This is a genomic window from Coprococcus sp. OM04-5BH (assembly GCF_003482105.1).
Lineage (GTDB): Bacteria > Bacillota > Clostridia > Lachnospirales > Lachnospiraceae > Coprococcus.
Window position 1 is genome coordinate 448,923 of sequence record NZ_QULM01000001.1, and the last position, 21,352, is coordinate 470,274.

24 protein-coding genes, 1 tRNA gene and 4 pseudogenes are annotated in these 21,352 nt (G+C 40.1%); 13 read left to right on the forward strand and 16 right to left on the reverse strand.

Going from position 1 to position 21,352, the window contains the following annotated elements:
* Window positions 1-213: 213 nt before the first annotated feature.
* From DXB54_RS01975 to DXB54_RS01995, 5 genes are all read left to right on the forward strand, one after another.
* Complete coding sequence (locus tag DXB54_RS01975; RefSeq protein WP_118694084.1) at window positions 214-897, forward strand: response regulator transcription factor; 684 nt, start codon at window positions 214-216, stop codon at window positions 895-897.
* A 6-nt stretch (window positions 898-903) separates the two neighbouring features.
* A complete protein-coding gene (locus tag DXB54_RS01980) occupies window positions 904-1,194 on the forward strand; it encodes a nucleotidyltransferase domain-containing protein (protein ID WP_118694085.1) in 291 nt (96 codons plus the stop codon).
* Entirely contained in the window at window positions 1,181-1,591 is a 411-nt protein-coding gene (locus DXB54_RS01985) for an HI0074 family nucleotidyltransferase substrate-binding subunit (RefSeq protein ID WP_118694086.1), read from the forward strand. Before DXB54_RS01980 ends, DXB54_RS01985 begins: the two co-directional genes overlap by 14 nt.
* Before the next feature lie 4 nt (window positions 1,592-1,595).
* Window positions 1,596-2,627 (forward strand): sensor histidine kinase, encoded by a 1,032-nt coding sequence (locus DXB54_RS01990; protein WP_118694087.1) that lies wholly within the window; start codon window positions 1,596-1,598, stop codon window positions 2,625-2,627.
* A gap of 133 nt (window positions 2,628-2,760) precedes the next feature.
* Window positions 2,761-3,696 carry a DMT family transporter gene (locus DXB54_RS01995; RefSeq protein ID WP_021938346.1) on the forward strand — a complete coding sequence of 312 codons (936 nt, stop codon included), beginning with the start codon at window positions 2,761-2,763 and terminating at the stop codon, window positions 3,694-3,696.
* A 52-nt stretch (window positions 3,697-3,748) separates the two neighbouring features.
* On the opposite strand, the gene DXB54_RS11800 is transcribed toward DXB54_RS01995, so the two are convergent.
* Entirely contained in the window at window positions 3,749-3,907 is a 159-nt protein-coding gene (locus DXB54_RS11800; RefSeq protein ID WP_158578156.1) for a hypothetical protein, read from the reverse strand.
* Between the two features lie 472 nt (window positions 3,908-4,379).
* Window positions 4,380-4,886 (reverse strand): annotated as a pseudogene (locus DXB54_RS02000) (Y-family DNA polymerase); the annotation flags it as partial.
* A 247-nt stretch (window positions 4,887-5,133) separates the two neighbouring features.
* Between DXB54_RS02000 and DXB54_RS02005 the strand changes: the two are divergent.
* From DXB54_RS02005 to DXB54_RS02015, 3 genes are all read left to right on the forward strand, one after another.
* On the forward strand, window positions 5,134-5,592 hold the full coding sequence (locus tag DXB54_RS02005; RefSeq protein ID WP_005423558.1) for a helix-turn-helix domain-containing protein: 459 nt from the start codon (window positions 5,134-5,136) through the stop codon (window positions 5,590-5,592).
* Window positions 5,593-5,767: 175 nt separating this feature from the next.
* A complete protein-coding gene (locus DXB54_RS02010; protein ID WP_227061086.1) occupies window positions 5,768-6,199 on the forward strand; it encodes an ImmA/IrrE family metallo-endopeptidase in 432 nt (143 codons plus the stop codon).
* Between the two features lie 65 nt (window positions 6,200-6,264).
* Window positions 6,265-6,918 carry a CpXC domain-containing protein gene (locus DXB54_RS02015; RefSeq protein WP_029471597.1) on the forward strand — a complete coding sequence of 218 codons (654 nt, stop codon included), beginning with the start codon at window positions 6,265-6,267 and terminating at the stop codon, window positions 6,916-6,918.
* Window positions 6,919-7,018: 100 nt separating this feature from the next.
* Here the strand turns inward: DXB54_RS02015 and DXB54_RS02020 are convergent, their stop codons facing one another.
* Complete coding sequence (locus DXB54_RS02020; protein WP_008392833.1) at window positions 7,019-7,228, reverse strand: DUF6219 family protein; 210 nt, start codon at window positions 7,226-7,228, stop codon at window positions 7,019-7,021.
* Window positions 7,229-7,327: 99 nt separating this feature from the next.
* On the opposite strand from DXB54_RS02020, the gene DXB54_RS12375 reads away from it, so the two are divergent.
* Both DXB54_RS12375 and DXB54_RS12380 read left to right on the forward strand, forming a co-directional pair.
* On the forward strand, window positions 7,328-7,567 hold the full coding sequence (locus DXB54_RS12375; protein ID WP_333491578.1) for a penicillin-binding transpeptidase domain-containing protein: 240 nt from the start codon (window positions 7,328-7,330) through the stop codon (window positions 7,565-7,567).
* Window positions 7,564-7,620 (forward strand): annotated as a pseudogene (locus DXB54_RS12380) (hypothetical protein); the annotation flags it as partial. The gene DXB54_RS12375 and the pseudogene DXB54_RS12380, both read left to right, overlap by 4 nt.
* 73 nt (window positions 7,621-7,693) lie before the next feature.
* Here DXB54_RS12380 and DXB54_RS02030 read toward each other — a convergent pair.
* The 13 genes and pseudogenes from DXB54_RS02030 to DXB54_RS02095 form a co-directional block, all read right to left on the reverse strand.
* On the reverse strand, window positions 7,694-8,569 hold the full coding sequence (locus DXB54_RS02030; protein ID WP_118177929.1) for an ABC transporter ATP-binding protein: 876 nt from the start codon (window positions 8,567-8,569) through the stop codon (window positions 7,694-7,696).
* 4 nt (window positions 8,570-8,573) lie between these two features.
* Window positions 8,574-9,233 (reverse strand): hypothetical protein, encoded by a 660-nt coding sequence (locus tag DXB54_RS02035; RefSeq protein WP_015521696.1) that lies wholly within the window; start codon window positions 9,231-9,233, stop codon window positions 8,574-8,576.
* On the reverse strand, window positions 9,234-10,298 hold the full coding sequence (locus DXB54_RS02040) for an ABC transporter permease (RefSeq protein WP_022037030.1): 1,065 nt from the start codon (window positions 10,296-10,298) through the stop codon (window positions 9,234-9,236).
* A gap of 83 nt (window positions 10,299-10,381) precedes the next feature.
* On the reverse strand, window positions 10,382-11,563 hold the full coding sequence (locus DXB54_RS02045) for a HAMP domain-containing sensor histidine kinase (RefSeq protein ID WP_025580964.1): 1,182 nt from the start codon (window positions 11,561-11,563) through the stop codon (window positions 10,382-10,384).
* On the reverse strand, window positions 11,551-12,225 hold the full coding sequence (locus tag DXB54_RS02050; RefSeq protein WP_025580965.1) for a response regulator transcription factor: 675 nt from the start codon (window positions 12,223-12,225) through the stop codon (window positions 11,551-11,553). Before DXB54_RS02050 ends, DXB54_RS02045 begins: the two co-directional genes overlap by 13 nt.
* Window positions 12,226-12,401: 176 nt before the next feature.
* Window positions 12,402-12,509, reverse strand: a pseudogene (locus DXB54_RS02055) (TnpV protein); the annotation flags it as partial.
* A gap of 323 nt (window positions 12,510-12,832) precedes the next feature.
* Window positions 12,833-13,087 (reverse strand): annotated as a pseudogene (locus tag DXB54_RS02060) (hypothetical protein); the annotation flags it as partial.
* A 7-nt stretch (window positions 13,088-13,094) separates the two neighbouring features.
* The gene (locus DXB54_RS02065; protein ID WP_005349852.1) at window positions 13,095-13,391 is read right to left on the reverse strand and encodes a hypothetical protein; all 297 of its coding nucleotides are present in this window, start codon (window positions 13,389-13,391) and stop codon (window positions 13,095-13,097) included.
* A 9-nt stretch (window positions 13,392-13,400) separates the two neighbouring features.
* Entirely contained in the window at window positions 13,401-14,396 is a 996-nt protein-coding gene (locus tag DXB54_RS02070; protein ID WP_118694089.1) for a DUF6017 domain-containing protein, read from the reverse strand.
* Window positions 14,397-14,474: 78 nt separating this feature from the next.
* Window positions 14,475-15,377, reverse strand: coding sequence for a ParB/RepB/Spo0J family partition protein (locus DXB54_RS02075; RefSeq protein ID WP_055163278.1), 903 nt, complete (start codon window positions 15,375-15,377; stop codon window positions 14,475-14,477).
* Entirely contained in the window at window positions 15,367-16,152 is a 786-nt protein-coding gene (locus DXB54_RS02080; protein WP_055163322.1) for a ParA family protein, read from the reverse strand. Before DXB54_RS02080 ends, DXB54_RS02075 begins: the two co-directional genes overlap by 11 nt.
* A 14-nt stretch (window positions 16,153-16,166) precedes the next feature.
* A complete protein-coding gene (locus DXB54_RS02085; RefSeq protein WP_055163277.1) occupies window positions 16,167-17,132 on the reverse strand; it encodes a ParB/RepB/Spo0J family partition protein in 966 nt (321 codons plus the stop codon).
* Between the two features lie 326 nt (window positions 17,133-17,458).
* Window positions 17,459-17,532: transfer RNA gene (locus DXB54_RS02095), tRNA-Arg, on the reverse strand.
* A gap of 363 nt (window positions 17,533-17,895) precedes the next feature.
* Between DXB54_RS02095 and DXB54_RS02100 the strand changes: the two genes are divergently transcribed.
* The 3 genes from DXB54_RS02100 to DXB54_RS02110 all read left to right on the forward strand — a co-directional run bounded on the left by DXB54_RS02100 (window position 17,896) and on the right by DXB54_RS02110 (window position 21,212).
* Window positions 17,896-18,561 carry an ABC transporter ATP-binding protein gene (locus tag DXB54_RS02100; RefSeq protein WP_118694090.1) on the forward strand — a complete coding sequence of 222 codons (666 nt, stop codon included), beginning with the start codon at window positions 17,896-17,898 and terminating at the stop codon, window positions 18,559-18,561.
* Between the two features lie 50 nt (window positions 18,562-18,611).
* Window positions 18,612-19,601, forward strand: a complete 990-nt coding sequence (locus tag DXB54_RS02105) for a COG1361 S-layer family protein (RefSeq protein ID WP_118694091.1) — start codon at window positions 18,612-18,614, stop codon at window positions 19,599-19,601.
* Between the two features lie 330 nt (window positions 19,602-19,931).
* A complete protein-coding gene (locus DXB54_RS02110) occupies window positions 19,932-21,212 on the forward strand; it encodes an ABC transporter permease (protein WP_118694487.1) in 1,281 nt (426 codons plus the stop codon).
* The last annotated feature ends 140 nt before the right edge of the window (window positions 21,213-21,352 follow it).

Below are 21,352 nucleotides of genomic sequence, written 5' to 3' on the forward strand. Positions count from 1 at the left end.
ATTAACCGGCAGCCGCCAAAACTCGCATGAATACAATGAATTGTATCCATGCTCAAACAGTTGGCTTGGTGCCGGTAGCTAAGGCAAAAGCTCATGACGAAAAATGTTACTATTGTCTGGACTTATATATTGTTATGAAAGCTTTTATAAGTTTTTGATAAAGTATAAGAAACTTTAGCTGTACGTTTAAGACGCAGATTGAAGGGGAGTTGTATGGAGAAGAGGACAATATTGCTGGTGGAGGATGATTTCGCACTGGCTATGGGAACTGAATATGCTTTGTCTGCAGAGGGATATGAGGTAAGACATGCAGATACTATAAAGAAGGCAGGGGAGATGTTCTCTGATGACGTATCCCTTATCCTTCTTGATGTAATGCTGCCTGATGGAACAGGATACGACTTCTGCACGACTCTTCGTGGACAGGGTGTGAGAGTTCCCATAATATTTCTTACCGCCATGTCGGAGGAGGTCAATATAGTTCAGGGACTGGAGCTTGGGGCGGATGATTATATAGCAAAGCCCTACAGAGTTAAGGAGCTTATGTCCAGGATCGCGGCAAACCTCAGACGCTACGACATGACAAGAGAGAAGAAGCCGGCAGTTTACTATATAGGCAGACATAGATTTGCAGTGGACGAGTTCAGACTTTATCTTGGGGATGAACAGATAGAGTGCACCAAGAGTGAGCTGAGACTCCTCAAGGAGCTGGTGTCAAATGAGGGCATTGTCCTCACCAGACGGGCACTTCTGGACAGACTGTATGATATAGACGGTGCATTTATAGATGATAATACCCTGTCGGTATACATGAAAAGACTCCGCACCAAGCTGGGAGAGGACGCAGCGTGTATAGAGACTGTCAGGGGTGTAGGCTATAGGTTTGTGAAAGGGTGAAGAGGTATGCAGATCAATCTTCCAAATAGAGTTATAAGAGATATCAGAACATTTGCAGAGGATAATGCTGTAAAAAAAGTTGTACTTTTTGGTTCCAGAGCCAGGGGGGATAATGGAAATAGAAGTGATGTGGATATAGCGGTGTATGGGGGAGATTTTGACTCGTTTTATTGGGATATTAAAGAAAAAACACATTCTCTTCTGACCTTTGATATGGTTCAGATGGATACAAATGTTACTGAAGGATTAAAGAATGAAATAAAAAGAGATGGGGTGACTATTTATGAAAAAGCTTGAGAATTTTTCAAATTGTCTAGCTGTATTAAAAAGTGCGGATTTTGAGCAGGCTAATGAAAACGATATATATAGAATGGGTGTTATAGGTCAATTTAACCTTACATTTGAACTGGCATGGAAGGCTCTCCAGGCAGTGCTTAAACAACACGGAGTGGAGGAAGCAGAGACAGGTTCACCAAGGGAAATCCTACAGCTCGGATATAAGGTGGGATTTGTAAATGATCAGGCTGCGTGGCTGCTTATGTTAAAGAAGCGTAACGTGTCGGTTCATATATACAATGAGGATGAAATTGACGAACTGGTAATACTTATAAGGGATAGTTTTATTCCGGAATTTACTGCCCTTGAAGAGACACTAAGGGAAAAGGTGGCAGTAGAAGATACACCACAGGATTAACCATATGAAGAGTTTATACGAAAGAAAACAATACATCATCGGAAGCGGGCTTATTTCCATAAGCCTTCTTTTAGTGTGCCTGATCGTAATGCGTATAGTGATCGGATATGGATGGGGGGAAACCCTTGAGGTGATGGCCGTTATATTGGTGGGACTTGCGGCTATAGTGATATTCGGGTACAGAATGCTTGACCGTGCCTACAACGACATGGAGAAAGTATCGGGAGAAATGATAGATGTGGTTGAGGGTGATGGTGAACTGGCAGAGGAAGAGTACTGTCAGGGCACTACCGGAATACTCTACACCAATTTCTATAAGATGGTTTCCTATCTCAGAGAGAGCAAGCAGCGGGAAATGGATGAGAAAATATTCTTAAGGGACATAATCTCGGATATATCCCACCAGTTGAAGACTCCACTGGCTTCCCTGAATGTATTTGTTGACTTGCTCCTTGATGACAAGGTTGCCGAACCTGAGAAGAGAAAGCAGATGCTTAAGGAGTCCAAGAACCAGCTCGACAGAATGGAATGGATGGTGCTGTCCCTCCTTAAGCTTGCCAGAATAGAGGCAGGGGCGATACAATTCGAGCGGACTCCGGGAAATGTGAAGCTTATATGTGATCAGGCGGCTGAAAGTGTAAGGTATCTTACAGATAAGCGGAACCAGAACGTAAATGTGATCTGTGATGATGACGCAGAATTGGTGTGCGACGGAGAATGGCTTACAGAAGCATTGATCAATCTTCTTAAAAACGCCTCGGATTACTCTCCTGAGAATACAAGTATAACTATTGAAGTGGAAAACAACGATCTTTTTACCAGAATACATGTTAAGGATCAGGGCATGGGTATTCCTGAGAAGGAGCTTGCAAATGTCTTTAAGCGTTTTTATCGTGTACATAAAGAAGTAAATCCAAACAGCGTAGGAATAGGGCTGTCCCTCACTAAATCTATAGTAGAGGGTATGGGTGGCAGCATATCCGTACGGAGCGTGGAAGGAGAGTATACCTGCTTCGCCCTGACATTTGTACGGTAAAAGGATAGATTAGAATAAATATTATATAGATTATGAACATTTGACTTAATCATAGCAAAGAAAGACACACATCATGACAAATAAAACATTATCACAAAATAACAGCCAACAGAAACAAAATATAGAAGAGAAAATGCAGAAGACAGTAGTCGTATGGCTTGGGGCGTTGGTGTGCTGCCTGCTGTGGGGAAGTGCATTTCCCTGTATAAAGCTTGGATATGGATTCTCAGAAATAGCCGCAGGTGACACCGCGTCACAGATATTATATGCAGGCATGAGATTTACCCTGGCTGGGGTTGCTGCCATAACCATAGGCAGCATAATGAAGAGAAAGTTCATATACCCTCAGGCAGAGGCTGTTCCTAAGGTGCTCAGCCTTTCATTGTTTCAGACAGTGTTACAGTATATGTTCTTCTACATAGGTCTTGCCCATACTACCGGTGTAAAAGCATCCATAATAGAGGGAATGAACGTGTTTGTTGTGGTATTCGTATCGGGAGTGCTGCTTAAGATGGAGCATGTAGGAGCAGGGAAGATCATTGGATGTATCATAGGATTTGCCGGGGTAGTACTGGTAAATATAACAGGCTCGGGAATAGATATGAACATGCACTTAAACGGAGAGGGCTTCATATTGCTGTCCACAGTAGCATATGCATTTTCATCCGTGCTGTTAAAACGCTATTCAAAGAAATATGATCCGGTAATGTTAAGCGGATATCAGTTCATCATAGGTGGAGTGATAATGACCGCCGCCGGGCTTATCCTTGGAGGACACATTAAGCTTGCTGGTGCAGCTTCCGTGGCTATGCTTATTTATCTTGCTCTTGTATCGGCTGTTGCCTATTCTCTGTGGGGGATTCTGCTTAAGTATAATCCCGTATCTAAGGTGTCGGTATTCGGGTTTATGAATCCGGTCTTCGGGGTGCTGCTGTCGGCAGTTCTTTTAAGGGAAGACAGCTCCCTCGGTATCAACGCTATCATTGCACTTGTGCTTGTATGTGCAGGGATATATATAGTAAATAAAGCACCGGGCAAAAAGTTAAGGAAAATAAGATCAGACAAATAAAAATCAGGCAAATAAAAACCGGGGAAGTCTAAAACCCCGGTTTTTATAAATATCAATATTTGTTCAGCTTTGCAGGAGGGTGCATACGCTTCTTCGCGTCAAGTACAGGAATTACTAATGCCACTTCGAATAAATCCTTTTCACTAAACTGGAATACACCATGATTTGCCTCTACGATATTCAGCATAGTCAGGGCTATATAGACAATCACAAAGAAGGATACACCTCCGAACTCCAGAATATTCCTTAAATAATCTTATATGACACCAGCTACAAGTTCACCGGTTTCACTGCACGATTTAAGTAATGCTTCAGTAACCTATAACATATTAAAACAAAAAGGGCGCCGTTACTATTGCGATAGTAACGGCATTCTTGAACGGTCGATTAACGAAATAACAAGTTTATATATCTGACCGATTAATGATAGTTGTTTTTCTTTTGTGAAAGTGACAAATGACACATGGACAAGGAAAGTACACCATCACTTTGTGAGTCGTACCATTGGATGTGTCAAGTATTGCATGAAAACTTGACATGCAACGTCAGCTTTTTGTCGCTGTGCAGCCCCCCTTATCTTACAATTTTGTAAGAATAAATCTGCTTCCGGGTCACGGAGCCGTAAGATTAAGAGGGTAAACTCCAATGTATAAAGTTCAAGTAGCTTATATTGATTAAGAAAGTGTCCAATCCATTGCAATCTTAGCAAGATACAGATTGGTTCCCACACCTGCAGTTGCAGTGATGCCAGTTTCCTCCATGACTGCCTGCATAAGCTTTACCGCCATTTCTTTTGCAGTGAGATGATAAAGCTGCAGATAGTTTGTCACATCAATAAAACACTCATCAACACTGTACACATGGATATCTTCTTTTGAGACATACCGCAGATAGATTCCATAGATCTTTGCGGAATAATCCATGTACAACTGCATCCTCGGCATGGCTGTAATGTACTTCACACAATCCGGTATCTCATGGATCCGGCACCGGTTCTTGATGCCAAGCGCCTTCATGGCCGGAGTGATTGCCAGGCAGATTGTTGACTTTGATCTGGTAGGATCTGCAACCACCAGGTTTGTTTTAAATGGATTCAGCCCACGTTCTACGCATTCTACAGAAGCATAAAAGGACTTCAAATCAATACAGATAATAGAAGTCTGATCCTGACTCACATTGCCACCTCCCATACGTCTTTCCTCTTTTTGTAACATGTATCCCATTTTGACTATCAATGATTGTCTATCCTTCCTGTTTTCATTGAATTACAGGAAATTCATTTCACATATCCATTGACAAAAGAGGAAATATTGTGTATCTTATAGGAAAGATGTTTCCCTTATCTGTGATTCACATTATAGGAGAGATATTTCCCTTTGTCAAGATTAATTTTTATTTTTAAGGAAACACATTTCCCGTTTTGCCTTGAAGCGGCTAATGAAACTTATAAGACAGGGCTTAGAAAGAGGTATGTTTATGACATTCGGTGAAAAAGTAAGATCATTAAGAAAAGAAAAAAAGATGAGTCAGCAGGAACTGGCCAGTATGGTTGGTGTTTCATATAGGACTATTCGATCCTGGGAAGTAGAAGGACGTTTTCCAAAACAAAATGTTCTGTATCAGAAACTGGCAGATGCATTACAGTGTGACGTTTCTTATCTCATGAGTGAGAATGAAGCTTTTATCACAGAAGCATCCGAACAGTTTGGTAACCGTGGTGCCAGACAGGCTCAGCAGATTCTGGAACAGGCTGCAGCTATGTTTGCCGGTGGATCACTGACAGACGAAGATAAAATAGCTTTTATGGATGAGATCCAGAGCCTTTATCTGGATTCCAAAAGACGTGCAAAGAAATTTACACCGAAAAAATATCTGAAAAACCAAGAGGAAAAATAATAGAAGGCGGGATTATTGTACACCTAATCTGTTACCTTATAGTTACAAGGATATTTCTGCCCTTTTATTTTTTACTTTTGAGGTGATTTATTTGAGAAACACTTACATATATACAGAAACAAAGAAATTAATCAAGAAATATGGAACCCGAGATCCATTTGAGATCATGGATCAGATGAACATTGTTGTCGGGGAAACTTCCAGATATAAGACACTGAAAGGATATTGTTTTATGAGCTGCAAGACGATCTATGTCATGATCAGTAGTTTCCTTTCAGAAGAAGAAAAGATGATTGTTGCCGCCCATGAATTAGGGCATATCATTCTGCATCGTTCCCAGCTGAAAATGGCTCCGATGCAAGATGATACCCTCTACAATATGACGGATAATACAGAATACCAGGCCAATCTGTTTGCAGCCGATCTGCTGATTGATGATGAGGAAATCGAAGATATGGTTCAGAACGAGGACCTGGATTATTTTGGACTCTGCAGTTCTTTGAATGCGACTCCGGAACTCATGAGCTTTAAACTATACAGCCTGACAAAACGAGGCCAGGCTTATCATATGCCGATGGAGATACAGAGTAATTTTCTGGCGAAATAATAGCGGATAAGATTATTCTACAATAGAAAAACTATAGATTTATCTCACTGAAAGGAGGATCATTTATGTCAAGACATCATATAGAAAAGGTAACTTGTCCTTCCTGCCATCATGAGGGAGATTTTGAGCTCTGGGACAGTATTAATACTGCACTGGATCCTGAAATGAAAGAGAAGGTACTTAATCAATCTATTTTCCTTTATACCTGCCCGAGCTGTGGAGAGACCTTTCGTTTAAACTACTCCACACTCTATCACCAGATGGAAGATCTTGTCATGATTTATCTGGTTCCTGAATCAGAAGTAAAGAAGACATATGAAATATTTTATGAAAAAAATGCTTTGGCTGATTATCGTACCGAAAAGTACTTATACCGGATTGTGACATCAGCAAATCAGCTCGTTGAAAAGATCCAGATCTTTGATGCAGGTAAAGATGACAGGGTAATGGAACTTGTTAAATTACTTGCGACAGATTCTATTCTCAAAAATGATCCCGATATAGAATTTGATGAACTGCGCTTTGCTGTCGACGACGACGGAACAAATATTCTTGTAATCATTAATAAGGGTGAGATTACTGGTGCAGTTGACATTGACAATATGTATGAATTTGCTTCTTCACACTGCAATGATTTCAAGGATCTCCGCGATGATGATGAAATAGTTATCAATAGGGAGTGGATCCTTAACAAACTTGCCGAAGCAGAAAACGAATAGTATATTTGGTGGCTACACCCCCAAGCCCCTGTAGAATAAATAACGCCAGTACTGGATATCAAATCCCGCACCGGCGTTATTTATTAAAATATTTTGTTTTTTAATCTTCAACACTCTCTACTGAAACTTCTTTTTTCTTCCTACTTTTACCAGAAATCATCTTGTGTCCTGTATAAATAGCCATAATCATGCAAAGCAAAGAACTTGCTGCAAAGTACTTATGGCCTTCTTTTGATCCCTTATAACCTGTATAAAAAGTTCCAAGCATTGTAATCAGTGCACCGATAGACCAATATTTATGTGATTTCATTCAGATACCTCCTGCCGTTTTTCTTAATCATATACCTTTTAAAAGATATATACAAACTGGTATTTTGAATCAATCGACAAGCAGCTCGGATCTTCCACTATAAATTCATACCTTCAGCAAATAGGATATGGCAATAAAAATATATCCGGAGATTTCTCTTCCTACTGGATGCAGTCATCCTTAAAGATTTCACCAGTAGAACAAGTTGAACTTTTGAAAAATTTATATCGAAACAACTTCAACTTTACTCCTGCTAATATTCATGCCGTCAAAAATTCCATCCATCTTACCGCCTCTGAAAATGGAGAATTTATGGAAAAACCGGAACCGGACGAGTGAACGGGCAGGATATAAATGGCTGGTTTATAGGTTTTATAGAAAGCCAAAATAATACATACTTTTTCTCCACAAATATTCAAAGCGAACAACGTGCAACTGGTAGTAAAGCATCAGATGGTGCTTTATCTACTCGTATTGATTCGTCACATAAATATAAGCATCTTCCAACGTTGCAGGAATTGACATACACTCCAATTCTGGCTGTATTTCAGAAATCACTCTTAACTGCAATCCCCCCTCAACATACTGTTTAGATGTAATACGATACTTCTGTTCCACTTCTCTTGCTTTTCTCTCATCAGGTACTTTGCAAATCCAGATTTTCCCCTGTGCTTCTTCTGTCAAATTCTTCATAGAACCCGCATACAGAAATCGACCTTTATGCATAATTGCAAGCTGATTGCAGGTGGCAGCTAAGTCTTCTACCACATGAGTTGAAAACAAAACCGTTCTGTTTTCAGAAAAATCTACTAACAAATTGCGGATGCGAATACGTTCCTCCGGATCTAAACCGGTAGTTGGCTCATCCACAATTAAAAATTCCGGTTCATTTAAAAGCGCCTGCACCAATCCTACCCGTCGCTTCATACCGCCTGATAACTGCTTCATTTTCTTCTTACGATGTTCTATAAGACTGGTCTTTTTCAAATAATAATCTATCCGCTTTCTACATTCTGCTTTCGGAACACCTGCCAGATCTCCCATATACTCCAAACACTCCTGAACCGTCAAATTAGGATACAGTTCAATTTCCTGTGGTAAATACCCTATCTTTCTTTGGATTTTTTCATAGTTTCCTTCGCTATACAAAATTCCGTCTAATGCAACCATTCCGTTTGTAGGTTTAAGCACAGTGGTCAAAACTCTCATCAAAGTTGTCTTTCCCGCTCCATTTTCTCCCAATAGTCCAAATATCCCATTTGGTATATCTAAATCTGCATGGTCGATTGCTGTGACACTATTCTTAAATCTTACCGTTAAATCCTCAATATGAATACTCATAAATTTACCCTCTCTTTCTTACGATCTTCGGCAATGCCAGTAACAAAATCAGTCCGATACAAATACACAAGCCTTTCCCATACAGCCATGTAATATCGGCAGTATTTTCTATATCTCTAAAAGAATAAGAAAACAGATTCCATGCTCCAAAAAGTTTATCTCCACCTGTGGAATTTGTTGCTACCCATATCAAAAGACTGCTTCCAATTCCCATCCACATATTGCGAAAAAGCATAGACAATGTATTAGCCAATATTCCCCAAAAGAAAATAGTTACTACAATCGCCCCAAAACAGGTAATAAACTGAAGTATTTCACTTTCTGTTACTGGATGTGTAATTGGTTTCTGAAACGCAAAAAACAATCCATATCCAAGAACAGCGAGCAGCAGCAAAAAAGTTCCCTGTATCATCAGTCTCTGTATAATAGAATAGATTCTCTTTTTTATCTGATACAGTCTCTGAACTTCGGAACGGTTGCTTGTAATTTCCTGCACATAAGTATCTGCACAAAAAACAGCAGTCAATATCGCAAAAGGCGGCTCTATGGATAGTCCTATTTCATACGTGAAAACAACTGCACGAATCACACTTAAAATTACAACAAAGGATACTGCATAAGCAATTTTATAAAATGGCAGAACAATCTTCATTTCCTTCTTCATTTATATTCGCCTCCGCTTCCAAATCTGTATCGAAATCAGTATAATTACTACCGATACAATAATAAGAAAACTTTGATTTAAGAGCGCCATCGGGGGCGGTGTCGTATCAAAAAGCTGCCCCGGAAATCGTACCATGATTGCCAAAGGTTTGCCCCAATATCCGTAAACTCCCTCTGCATTAGTTCCGCCCAAATTGGAATACACCATATAAAGAATCAAAAGTGGTACACCCGGAAGTGGATTTTTAAATATGAGTGAAATCAATGTATATATACTCACAATCATCAGCATATTAGGCAATATATAAAGTACCGTAGAAGCCACAAAATCCCATAGTCGCACTTCAAATCCACTATCCTTTGTATAGATGCGGCACAATACCCAAAACAGTATATTCAAAATAGTTAGCACAAGCAAACAAATTGTAAATCCTGCACTCACTTTTCCCATTACATACTTCCCGGCAGTCACAGGCTTTGTATGCAACAATTCATAAGTATGCTTTTTTGTATCTTGTAAAAATAAAACCGCCAACATAATAATTGCAAAAAACACCATATACAGACCCGCAAAATCAGCAAATTTTCTTGCGTAATAAAAAGAAAATGTCTTATCTTCCAATTTTTTATCTAGATATGCGTTGATTTCTTCTGCCGTTCCCTTATAATACGTACTGTCCTCGTATAAATACCTTGCCCCGTACCAGTCATATTCCTGCTCCAAATACGCATAGGCCTCTTTTAAATTCATGCTTTCCAGCTTTTCAATGACATTCTGTGCTTCTGAATCCGTCAATCCAAACACATCCGTTAATTTTATTTTTACCTTTTCATGCCATACCTCTCTGTGCTTTTCAGGCGTGGCTGGAATATAGCCCTCATACACTTCTCCTTCAACCGAAGTGTTGGACTGATCATTGATGATTTCCTCCCCCGTTGTAAGATAATGTGTGGTTAAATATGGACTTGTCGCATTAAACACACCATAAATCACAAGCAGAACACCTACCCAAAATAACGGTCGCTTTAGATAATTCCTAATCTCTCTTTTAAAAATAGCAATCATACGTATTCCTCCTTTCCTTCGTTATAGACATCATAAAATATAAATCACAACAAAAAGACAACAGCATAAAAAAATCGGACCGCTCATGCAATCCGATGAAATACTGCTGTTATTACAGCTCCACTCTGTTTTTCATTTTCTATCAGTAACTGACCACCATGCTTTTCACAATACAATCTGCTGATATACATGCCCATTCCTGAATGTTTCAAACTGTCTTTCACATTTTGCTGATAAAAAAGCTCTGTTGCCTTTTGCTTATCTATTGTAAATCCCACTCCATCATCCTTTATTCTGATCTGTAATTCAGAACAGGTAAGAAACACTTCCATTTCCACTTTTGTCTTGGCGTAACGAAAGGCATTTGACAAAAGGTTTTCTATAACCTCTAAAATCACTTCCTTATCTCCTGAAAATTTTTCTTCTGTTTCCGAACATTCTAATTCATATAGCTTTCCAAATTTTTTCCTAAACACGTTCATCTCTGCCCGTACGTCTATTTCTACCTGTTTACTGGTAATTTCTTCTGCTACTAACTCCCTTGTATCTAAACTGCTCATCTTTCGCATAGTTTCCACAAAGATATCCATACGTTCAATCTGTTTTTTGCTTTCATTTACCATTTCTAAGGCTTGCTCCATATTTATCTCTTTCTTCGGAAGATATTCTGAAAGCATTTCCTGATACCCCTCCAGCACAGAGAGCGGAGAACGTATATCATGTGCAATGGCAGCCCGCAAAGCCTTTTCTTCCTCAAGCATTTTCCATAACTGTTGATTATTCTCTGCCAGCTGTCCTCTCATTCGTTCAAACTCTTTGCACAATCCGCCCATCTCATCTTCATTTTCATAAGTGATATGGAAATCTAAATTATTTCGACCAACTTGTCGGGAAGCCAGTTCTAATTCTTCGATAGGGCATTTCAGTTTATGCTTATAAAAAAGAAATACCGCTATAATACTCCCTGCAACAGATACGATAAGCACTGTAAATGTCTGAAGAAAATCACATATTTCCGATACATGATAATCAAATTCTTTCATTTCATAAGAATGTGGTCTCGGAACATCTGGCAAATACCTTCTACCATCCCCTTCAGCCATTTCAAAATATTCTTCTTGGTCTACATAATTCCACCAAATGTTGTTTTGTACTGTGCTTGCTATTCGCATAATTAGTGCTGAAAGATAAAAACTAATTATTAAACTAATTATCATATACAAAACAATGGTTTTCCTTAACGAAAGATTTTTTATTTTGCCCATTTATATCCCCTCCCCCATACCGTTGCAATATATTCGTGTTCCGAATACATTTTCATTTTCTTGCGGATTCTGCGAATCAACTCCGTAACCACCCGGCTGTCCCCTTCTGCATCATATCCGCCAATCTTCTCATAGATTCGTTCTTTATCAAATACCATTTCAGGGTTCATAGACAAAAATTCTATGATCTCATACTCTAATTTCGTAAGCTCTAAAGCATTCCCTTTAATATGTACACATTTACTGGCATAGTCAATCACTAATTCTCCATAAAACCTTTGTTCTTTTTTCCTATGTAAACGTTCTTCACGTTTCAAATGGGCAATAATTCTAGCATCTAATTCTTTCAAACTGAATGGTTTTAAAACATAATCATCACCACCAGACAACAATCCCATTACTCGATCCTGTTCTTCTACTTTTGCAGTCAAAAAAATAATCGGACAGGAAACCATATCTCTGATTCTTCTGCACACTTCAATTCCGTCCATTCCCGGCATATTTACGTCCAATAAAATAATATCGGGATTTGCACTTATCTTTTCCATTGCTTCTATGCCATTTTCTGCAATCATTACCGTATAATTCTTCAATGTAAAGTATTGATTCAGCATTTTTAGCAATTCTCTATCATCATCAACCATTAAAATTTTATAGTTCATAAATTTCACCTCTGGCTCTAATGTTATCTTTTCCTTATAGTATAGCTTATAAAAAACAACAAATAAACAACAATTCCTAAAAGGCAACAGCCTTTCTAAACTGCCGCCTTTTCTCCTTCATTTTATTTCCATTATTGATAAACCATCTCTGTATCCACAATCTCCCTTGCACACGATTATATATTGTTCATTCTCGCTACCCATTCCATCTGATTTTCTGCCTTTAACTGTTCCGTGATCCCCTGTGCCTGTTTCATCTGCTCTACAATTCTTTCAAACCTTAAATACTTATAGTCATCTGTATCCAAACAAACAAGCCGAAGTCGCACAACAACTTGAAAATCTTATCAACGGAACAACAGTCCCAGATAGTAGCCAACTGGCAGATGTAGCCAATAAAAAGAAAAATCTCTGAAAAACCTTATCAAGGCTTTCCAGAGATGTAGTAACTATTCATATTCAATGGATCTCTTTTTAAATTTACCAGGAAGTCTTTTGTAAATCCTTTACCTCTTTTGATTCGTAATCATACTGGTACATATCTAAAATTTCAGCATCCATCATACTCCATGATCCATCTGTACTTTTTATATTTTTATAATACACATATGTCAGCTATGGTTTTGCGTATAAGCTCTTCAAATTCAGTAATTTCTTCTTTTGGAACAACATCATACAGGGTTGGTGCCTGATGACTTAATTTTACTCCATTTTCATTTGCATCTTTAAGCAGATTCTTAACTTTTTCTCTTGAATTCTCCGGTACTTTCATGTACTTCCACATAAATGCTACCACATCAGATGGTGTGTCTTTTTTTAGTGGTGGTAACTGAATATAATCATTGTTTTCACTCATTTTCATATTCTCCTCACGATATAATAAAATCAATAATACGTTCTCTTGTCATGTCCAGTACAGTATCTACGAACACTCCTGCAAAAAGGATCAGATACAGAATAACACTCAGCGAAAACAGGAATGCAACCTGTACCCAATCATGGTAACAGTATGCAGTCGCTATGATCAATAAAGTGAATATAAACCCAAGGATTCCTCTGACAACCGCATAAGTCTGTACTGTCATTTTTACTGCCAAGCCGATCACAAAAAGGATCAGCCATACCGGCAGTAATAATATCTTCCCAACAAGTTTTAAAATAAACATGTGCACCTCCTATCTTACCAGTCCTGGCATATCATGGTTCACCTCTGCCTGATAATACCCGTTCATCGTTGGTGCATTAAACAAAGCTGCTAATAAATATTTCTTGATGTTCTTCACCTTTGTGGTGTTACCACTCATACAGTGTAATACATACTCGATATGTGAATAGGTCAGCATCAGAAATTTTTTCTTCACCAGTGATGCCGGATACCAGTTGCTGGCAATCAAGATCTTGTCATTTTTACACATCACAGTCTCTACGATCAGGTTCACGATTTCATCTACCTGCCGCATATCGTCATGATGGGTTACTTCCAGTGATTCATAATCAATGGTCTCTTTGACAAGGTTTTCATAAGCCTGATAATCCTCAGAGCGATTATCGCTATCAAATCTTTTCTCATCCACAGATATGATAGGATTAGATTTATTATCATTCATTTCAGTATCACTAAGATTAGTATTATTAGGGTTTGAAATGTAAACTTCTTGAAGTTTGTTTTCGGGACTTCTAGAAGTTTGATTTTGGGACTTCATGAAGTTTGAATTGTAAACTTCTGCGGGTTCCTCATTTTCCACAGAAGTTTGTTTTTTAAACTTCTTTAATTCCTCTTCAAATTTTTTCTCATCTGTTTTCTCAGGCATAAAGGTTTTCACGTAGATGACGTTCACCTTTCCAAATCCCTGTCTGCGTTTCTCAATCAGGCCAATCCCTGTTTCGTCATCCAGTTCTCTCATGGATTTGATGGCTTTATTTCTGCCACAGTTCAGTAATTCCATAATATCTTCGATGGAAAAGTAGATATATGCTCTATTTTTGTCGTCAAACCACTGATTCTTGATGGAAAGAGACATTCGATCCAACATCAGTCCATATAAAATTTTAGCATCGCTTGATAAATCTTTAAAGTAACTGTCTGTAAATAATGCTTTTGGTATGCGGTAGAAGCTGAACTGATCAGCTTCAGTACCGTAAAAATAATTAAATGTCATTTTTTTCTCCATAATTTCCTCCTTTCATTTTCTGCTAAGAAGTCCTCTTTTTAAACTTCTTTGACTTTGTTTTCTTAGCTTTTTCTATCCTTAACAGGACTGTTCCTGCATCCATTTTTCTAATAATGATTCAATCACCTGCTCCATATCTTTGGCTGTATAATCATCCGGAAAGTACTTTGTCAGTTTCTTTTCTGAGAAAGTAAGAGACCGGGATACTTTCTTTGCCATCACACAGTTATTGAAAATTGATAACATCTGGATCTGATTGATTGGTCCATCATTCAGCTGATTTCTGAGTGCTGCAATCTGTTTTGGCTTGATAAATCCGGTGTCGCTGATATATTCGTAAATCCATTCCTGTACTTCCTTGTCGATATAGGAGATATCGACAGCAACCGTGAATTGAAGCTTTTTGTTATCTACCAGATCAAGAAGTTCCGGAATTAATTCTGTCAGTCGGATATACCGCTGAACACTTCGTGCACTTTCTCCAACCTGTTCTCCTAATAACTGATCTGTTCTCGACTTCGTGCCACTTTGGCACAAAGTTAAATCTGTCCGACTCCCCTGTCTTTTCATTGCATCAAGTTTCATCTTATAAGCAAAGGCTTTCTCACTGGGCAACAGTTCCTCTCGCTGAATGTTAGCATCCACCATCGCCACAATGGCATCATCATCTGATAATTCTCTTACGATTGCCGGAATAGTTGTGAGTCCTGCAAGCTGTGCTGCATGCATTCTTCTGTGACCGGATACCATTTCATATTCTTCATTTTCATCCATGCGAAGCAGTACCGGAGTCAGCACTCCATTAATCTTTACGCTTTCTACCAAGTCCTGCATCTTTTCATCATCCAGCACCTTGAACGGATGATTTTTAAATGGATGGATCTTACTGATCTCTATCTCCATTGCAGATTCTTCATTTACCACACCAAGCAATTCATCAATACTAGCCAGTTTAATCTTTTCGCCACTTCTATTTTTCATTATTCAAAACCTCCTGTGTCAATTTCATATATGCCTCAGCAACTTTTCCTTTCGGACAGTGCATGTAGATACTTTTTCCCTCTGCACTGGTCTCAGCTGCTTTTACGGACATCGGAATCACATTTTCAAATACTTCTATCTGGCTTCCGTATGTTGTATGTACTCTCGATGCAATGTCCCTTGCGTAATTGGTTCTGAAATCTACCATAGTCAACAGAATGCCCTCTATCGCCAGTTTCCGGTTCAGTCTTTTCTTTACTGTAAGAATGGTCTTGATCAGCTGCTGAAGTCCTTTAACAGGCAGATATGCAGCCTGCACAGGTATCAGAACAGAATCAGAAGAGACCAGTGCATTGATCGTCATCATACCAAGGCTCGGCATACAGTCGATCAGGATATAATCGTATCGGCATCTTATCGCATCGATATATTCCTTCATGATCATTTCTCTGCTCATAACATTTCCCATCGTTACTTCCAATGCGGAAAGCTCAATATTTGCCGGAAGAAGATCTACATTTTCCTGGTGATGTAAGATCCCATCTTCTAAAGAGATTTCTTCTTCGTTGATGACATCCATCATGATCGTTGCCAGTGTGATGCGAAGATCATCCGGTTCCTCATACCCAAGACTTGCTGTTAAACTTCCCTGTGGATCCGCGTCGATCAGCAACACTTTCTTTCCTTCTCTTGCCAGTCCAATACCTACATTTACGGTTGTGGTGGTCTTGCCGACTCCACCTTTCTGGTTTACTACGGATATAACTTTACACATGATTTCTTCCTCCTTTAACTTTCCCATGATTCTTTTTTCCATAATTTTAGCAGTGCCAGTATTTCCCGTTTCATCATTGCCGGTGTATAAGAATTTGGAAAATACTTGTGTAGCTGCTCATTGGTAAATGCTACTCTGGTGATCTCACCTTTTTTAACTTCACACATGATTTCTTCCATCTTTTCCAGCGATAACTGTTTTTCTTTACTCAGCTGCTTTATCCGCTGAGCCTGTGAGAGTGACGGAATCGCCTGTGCATAATCCATTGCTTTAAGCAGTTCTCTTTGTTCATTTTCTTTCAATGCAGCAATCTCTACTGCCGGACAAAAAGAAATAATCTCATCATCCAGTTTCTGCAACATTTCCGGTATAAGCTTTGTCAGTGATATATAACGCTGCACTTGTTTTGGGCTATCACCACAATCCTCACTGATAATATCTATCGATCGTTTTCTTGGTGTTTTGTGGTCAACTTGGCTCTTTTTTCGACCACTTTTTCTTTTTAGTACGTCATTCTTCAGTTTGTAAGCAAAAGCTTTTTCGCTGTAGCTGATCCGTTCTCTGTGAAGATTAGAATCCACCATACTTAAAATGGAATCATCTTCACTTAATACCCGGATAATCACTGGTACTTTACGATATCCCAGTTTCTCCGCAGCATGTTTTCTTCTGTGGCCGGATATGATCTCATAGTAACCATCCGGTACTGGTCTGACGATCAGCGGATTTAAAATGCCATACTTCTCAATGCTTTCCTGCAGAAGAAACATTTCCTTATCATCTTTTACTTGAAATGGATGTTCCTTAAAAGGGCGAAGACGCTCAATCTCAATTTCTATGATTCTTTCTTCTTTTTCTCCTGATTGTCTGTTTGGCTCAGTCATCTTGACTCCTTTCCTCCAGGATTCAGGAACTAAAAAATGCCTGCCTGGAACTTTTATAGATAGTAAAGTTCCAAACAGACATTGCTGTTTGACCATTAGCTGTAGCTAATAGAATTGAATACTGTTTCAGCTAATTTATGTTTGCAGGTTTGGGAGAGATTGTTCCTTTTCCCGCATTTTCTCTGATTTACATCCCCAAATAAGGGGTGACAACAGAGCGGAACCCAAATGTTAGCTGGACTTTCTAAAACCCATGTTTGCAAACCGGTAATTTTGATTAGCTGTCAGCTAACAAAAATCGGATTGCGTTAGCTGGAAATTGATCATTTTGAATGGAATTTTATGTCACGAACGTGATTAGAAAATAACAAAAGCGTTCGTTGTCAGCTAATCCAGCTAACATTTTCGAACGCTTTGAAGCCCGTCCATAAGAGGATTTGAACCTCCGACCCCTCGCTTAGGAGGCGAGTGCTCTATCCAGCTGAGCTATATGGACACATGCCGCAACCCCTTGATTTTACTGGGTTTCTGGGATTTTTCCCTTCGGCCATATATAAGATTATCAACTCTTTTTCGAGTTGTCAATCTACAGATTTTTTCGATTTGGTAACATTAGAACGCTCCCCAATTTGGGGAATGCTTTGTTGTCACCCTTAGCATTTTTCAGAATAGATTCGAACTGAAAGTTGTTTTTCATTTTTTCCCTTTGGGGAATGCCTCGGCTTTCTCTTAGGAGACTGCCTAAGGGTATGGCAGAGGATCTTATGGTGGAGAGCGAGATATAAAGGAATAGCTATAAATTGCAGATATAAAATACAGACGGGTTATATAAGGACCATTAAGAAAGGTGGAAATAATCATGGAAATAGTAAAGCTTGAGCATGTAACAAAAATATACGGAGAGGGCGACACAAGAGTATGGGGACTGGATGATGTGAGCCTTACCATAGACAAGGGTGAGATCGTATCCATCGTGGGAGCCTCAGGTTCAGGAAAGTCAACACTTCTGCATGTGATGGGAGGTGTGGACACACCTAACAGTGGAAATGTCATAGTTGACGGCAGAGACATAACAACTCTTTCAGATGAGGAGATGTCGGTGTTCAGAAGACGCAAGATAGGCTTTGTATTCCAGTCCTATCACCTGATACCGGTTCTTACCGTGGAGGAGAATATCAACATGCCGATACTCTTAGATCACAGAAAACCGGACAGGGAGTACATAGATCATGTTATAGAGATGTTGGGAATAAAGGACAGGAAGAAACATCTGCCAAGCCAGTTGTCCGGTGGACAGCAGCAGAGAGTTGCCATAGCCAGGGCACTTGCCAACAGACCTGCACTTATACTTGCCGATGAGCCTACCGGAGCTCTCGACTCCAAGAATGGAAATGAGGTTATGACCTTGCTTCAGGATTCTGTAAGAAAGCTTGATCAGACTCTTGTGATCATAACTCACAACATTGACCTGGCAAGAGAGGCAGACAGGATAATTAAGATCGTTGACGGCAAGATAGTGGAATAGAGAAACAATCAGAGCATTTGTCTGATGTTCAAAGGGAGAGGAGATTGACCATGAAAGGCTTATTCGGATTTCGTAAGCTGGATATGTATATAGGAAGAGTACATAAGAGAAGGCTGTGGAGCATTATCGCGTTATTTGCATGTGCAATATATGCTGTGGCAGGAGCTGTGGGCGGAACAACCTTTAAGACCTATGCGGCAGAGCCTAAGGTCATGGTGACAGACTATAGTATAAGCGGTGACAGTGTAACTGCCAGAGAGAACTTTGAATTGAGTGTGACCATCAAGAATACAGCCACAAAGGCAGTAAGCAATATGAAGGTATCTGTATACGCTGAAAATGGTGAGTTTATACCAGAGGAGGGTGCCGGAACAGTGTATATCAAGGAGCTTAAGGCTGACAGTGAGGAGACACTGACATTTGCCATGAAGACCATAACAGGGCTGGAGGAGAAGACCTACAAGCTTATGGTGAAGAACGAGTATGAGGACAGATACAGCCAGGCGTACACAGTTACTGATACTCTGTATATTCCGGTGGTGCTGACTCAGAGAGTGTCAGTTACCGACATGTATGTAAGTGGCGGTGCGGTTCTTGGAGAAGCTATAGAGATTACAGGAAGCATAAACAACCAGGGCACAGGCAAGCTCTACAATGTGTCTGTTGAGATAGAGAGTGATTATGTGGAGCCGCAGACCAGCTACGTGGGGAATATTGAACCGGGTAAGAGCGGTTCCGTTGATCTGATCTCAAAGGCGGTAAGATCAACTCCCGGCAACGCAGACGGAAATATTAAGATGAAGGTGTCCTATGAGGATCAGCAGGGCAAGGTGAAGTATGAGGAACACCAGATATCCATACAGGTACAGGAGCCGGTGTACAGCAATGTGGAGAAGATAAAGGAGGAGCAGCCTAAGGTTGACAGCAGGGTAGTGACATGTGCAGCTTTGGGAGCTGTTGTGGTTGTAATCTTTATAGTTATGGGAGTTCGGAAACGTTTGAGGAAGAGGAGGAACCATTATGACGAAGGCATAATTTAGCATGGTTCCGACGAAATGCCGCCGAACGAATGTGAGGGGGCGATACCAAGAGGAGGAACCATTATGACGAAGGCATAATTTAGCATGGTTCCGACGAAATGCCGCCGAACGAATGTGAGGGGGCGATACCAAGAGGAGGAACCATTATGACGAAGGCATAATTTAGCATGGTTCCGACGAAATGCCGCCGAGAGATTGTGCCCCTGCGTTGAAAACGCATATTTGAATGGCACAATCGACTTGCCGCCGAGTGTAAACGAGGGGGCGACACCCTTAATGTGAGGGGGCGATACCAATACCGGTATGATGGGGATAAGGAAGGGAGATTTCATGAACTGGAAGATACATCTTTGTTTTATGAATATGAAGAGGCGTAAGGTAAGGACAGTTCTTACGGTACTTGGAGCTGCCATAGGCGTTGTATCTCTTGTATCCCTTCTTGCCATAGGAATTGGTGTCAAGAAGGAGCTGATAGGTTCAATGCTTGCCAGCGAGTCTGTCAATAAGATAACCATAACCGGTGAGAATTACGGCAGGAATAAAGAGAAAATGCTTACGGATTCCACCATAGAAAGGATATCGGAATTCAGCAATGTGGCGGATTGCTATGGCTGTTACGAGGCATTTGTCAATATGGAGTACGGCAGGTATGTGTACTGGGGTTATGTAACAGGAATACCGGAGGAGAAGCTAGATGCCCTTAAGCTTAAGAGTGGGGATATTGCTGGCAGTGCCTCAGGCGTTAAGCCGGATCTGATATTCGGCGGCAATATGGCTTCAATGTTTTTTGATCAGAATACAGGAGAGACATTTGCCGATATAGAGGGAAAGAAGGCAGATGCATTTATCGGGGAGAGGTTGAAGACTGTATTAGTGGATTCTGAGGAGAATGTGAGTGCAAGGCTTAAAGTGGCGGCAGTTACAGATGGCGGAGATTATGATGAAAGTTCTCAGCAGATATACTGTAATATCGATACTTTAATAAGGATGTTAAAGAGGAACAGCAGCGATGGCAAGATTGCCGGACAGCCTGTGGACGCCGACGGCAATGCTTACAAGGATTTCATATACAGCAGTGCAGTGGTCACAGTTGACAGTATTGATAACGTGGACGCTGTGGTGAAGCGGCTTCAGGATATGGGCTTCCAGACACAGAACTCCAAGGAATATCTGGACATGATAAAGAAGAATGTGAAGATGACACAGATATTGCTGGGTGTGGTTGGGATGATTGCTCTTGTGGTTGCAGTCATCGGTATAAGTAATACCATGACTACATCAGTATTCGACAGGGTAAATGAGATCGGTATATTGAAGGTCCTTGGCTGTGATCCTGATGAACTGAGACAGGTATTCCTTTTTGAAGCGGGGCTTTTAGGACTTCTTGGAGGAGTGGCAGGAGTGTTGGTATCCGTCTTCGTCAAGACTCTCATAAATAAGGTGGCGGTGTGGGCGTTCTCCGTATCTGCCGGTGTGGATATTGCTGTTATGCCATGGTGGCTGTGGCTTGGTGCCATTGCCGGATCGGCAGTTCTCGGTATACTTGCCGGGTATTTTCCTGCCAGGTGGGCGTCAAGACTTAAGCCTATTGACGCAGTGGGAAGAATTTAGAAAAAATTTACAAAAAGAAATATGCAATTTGTCGGAGAAAATTGACGAAAAAAATGTTTTGAAGTATACTTGTCATAATTGTAAGAACATGGATAAGTGCGCCTTTTTCCAGGAAAACAATACATTATCATGGTGATGAT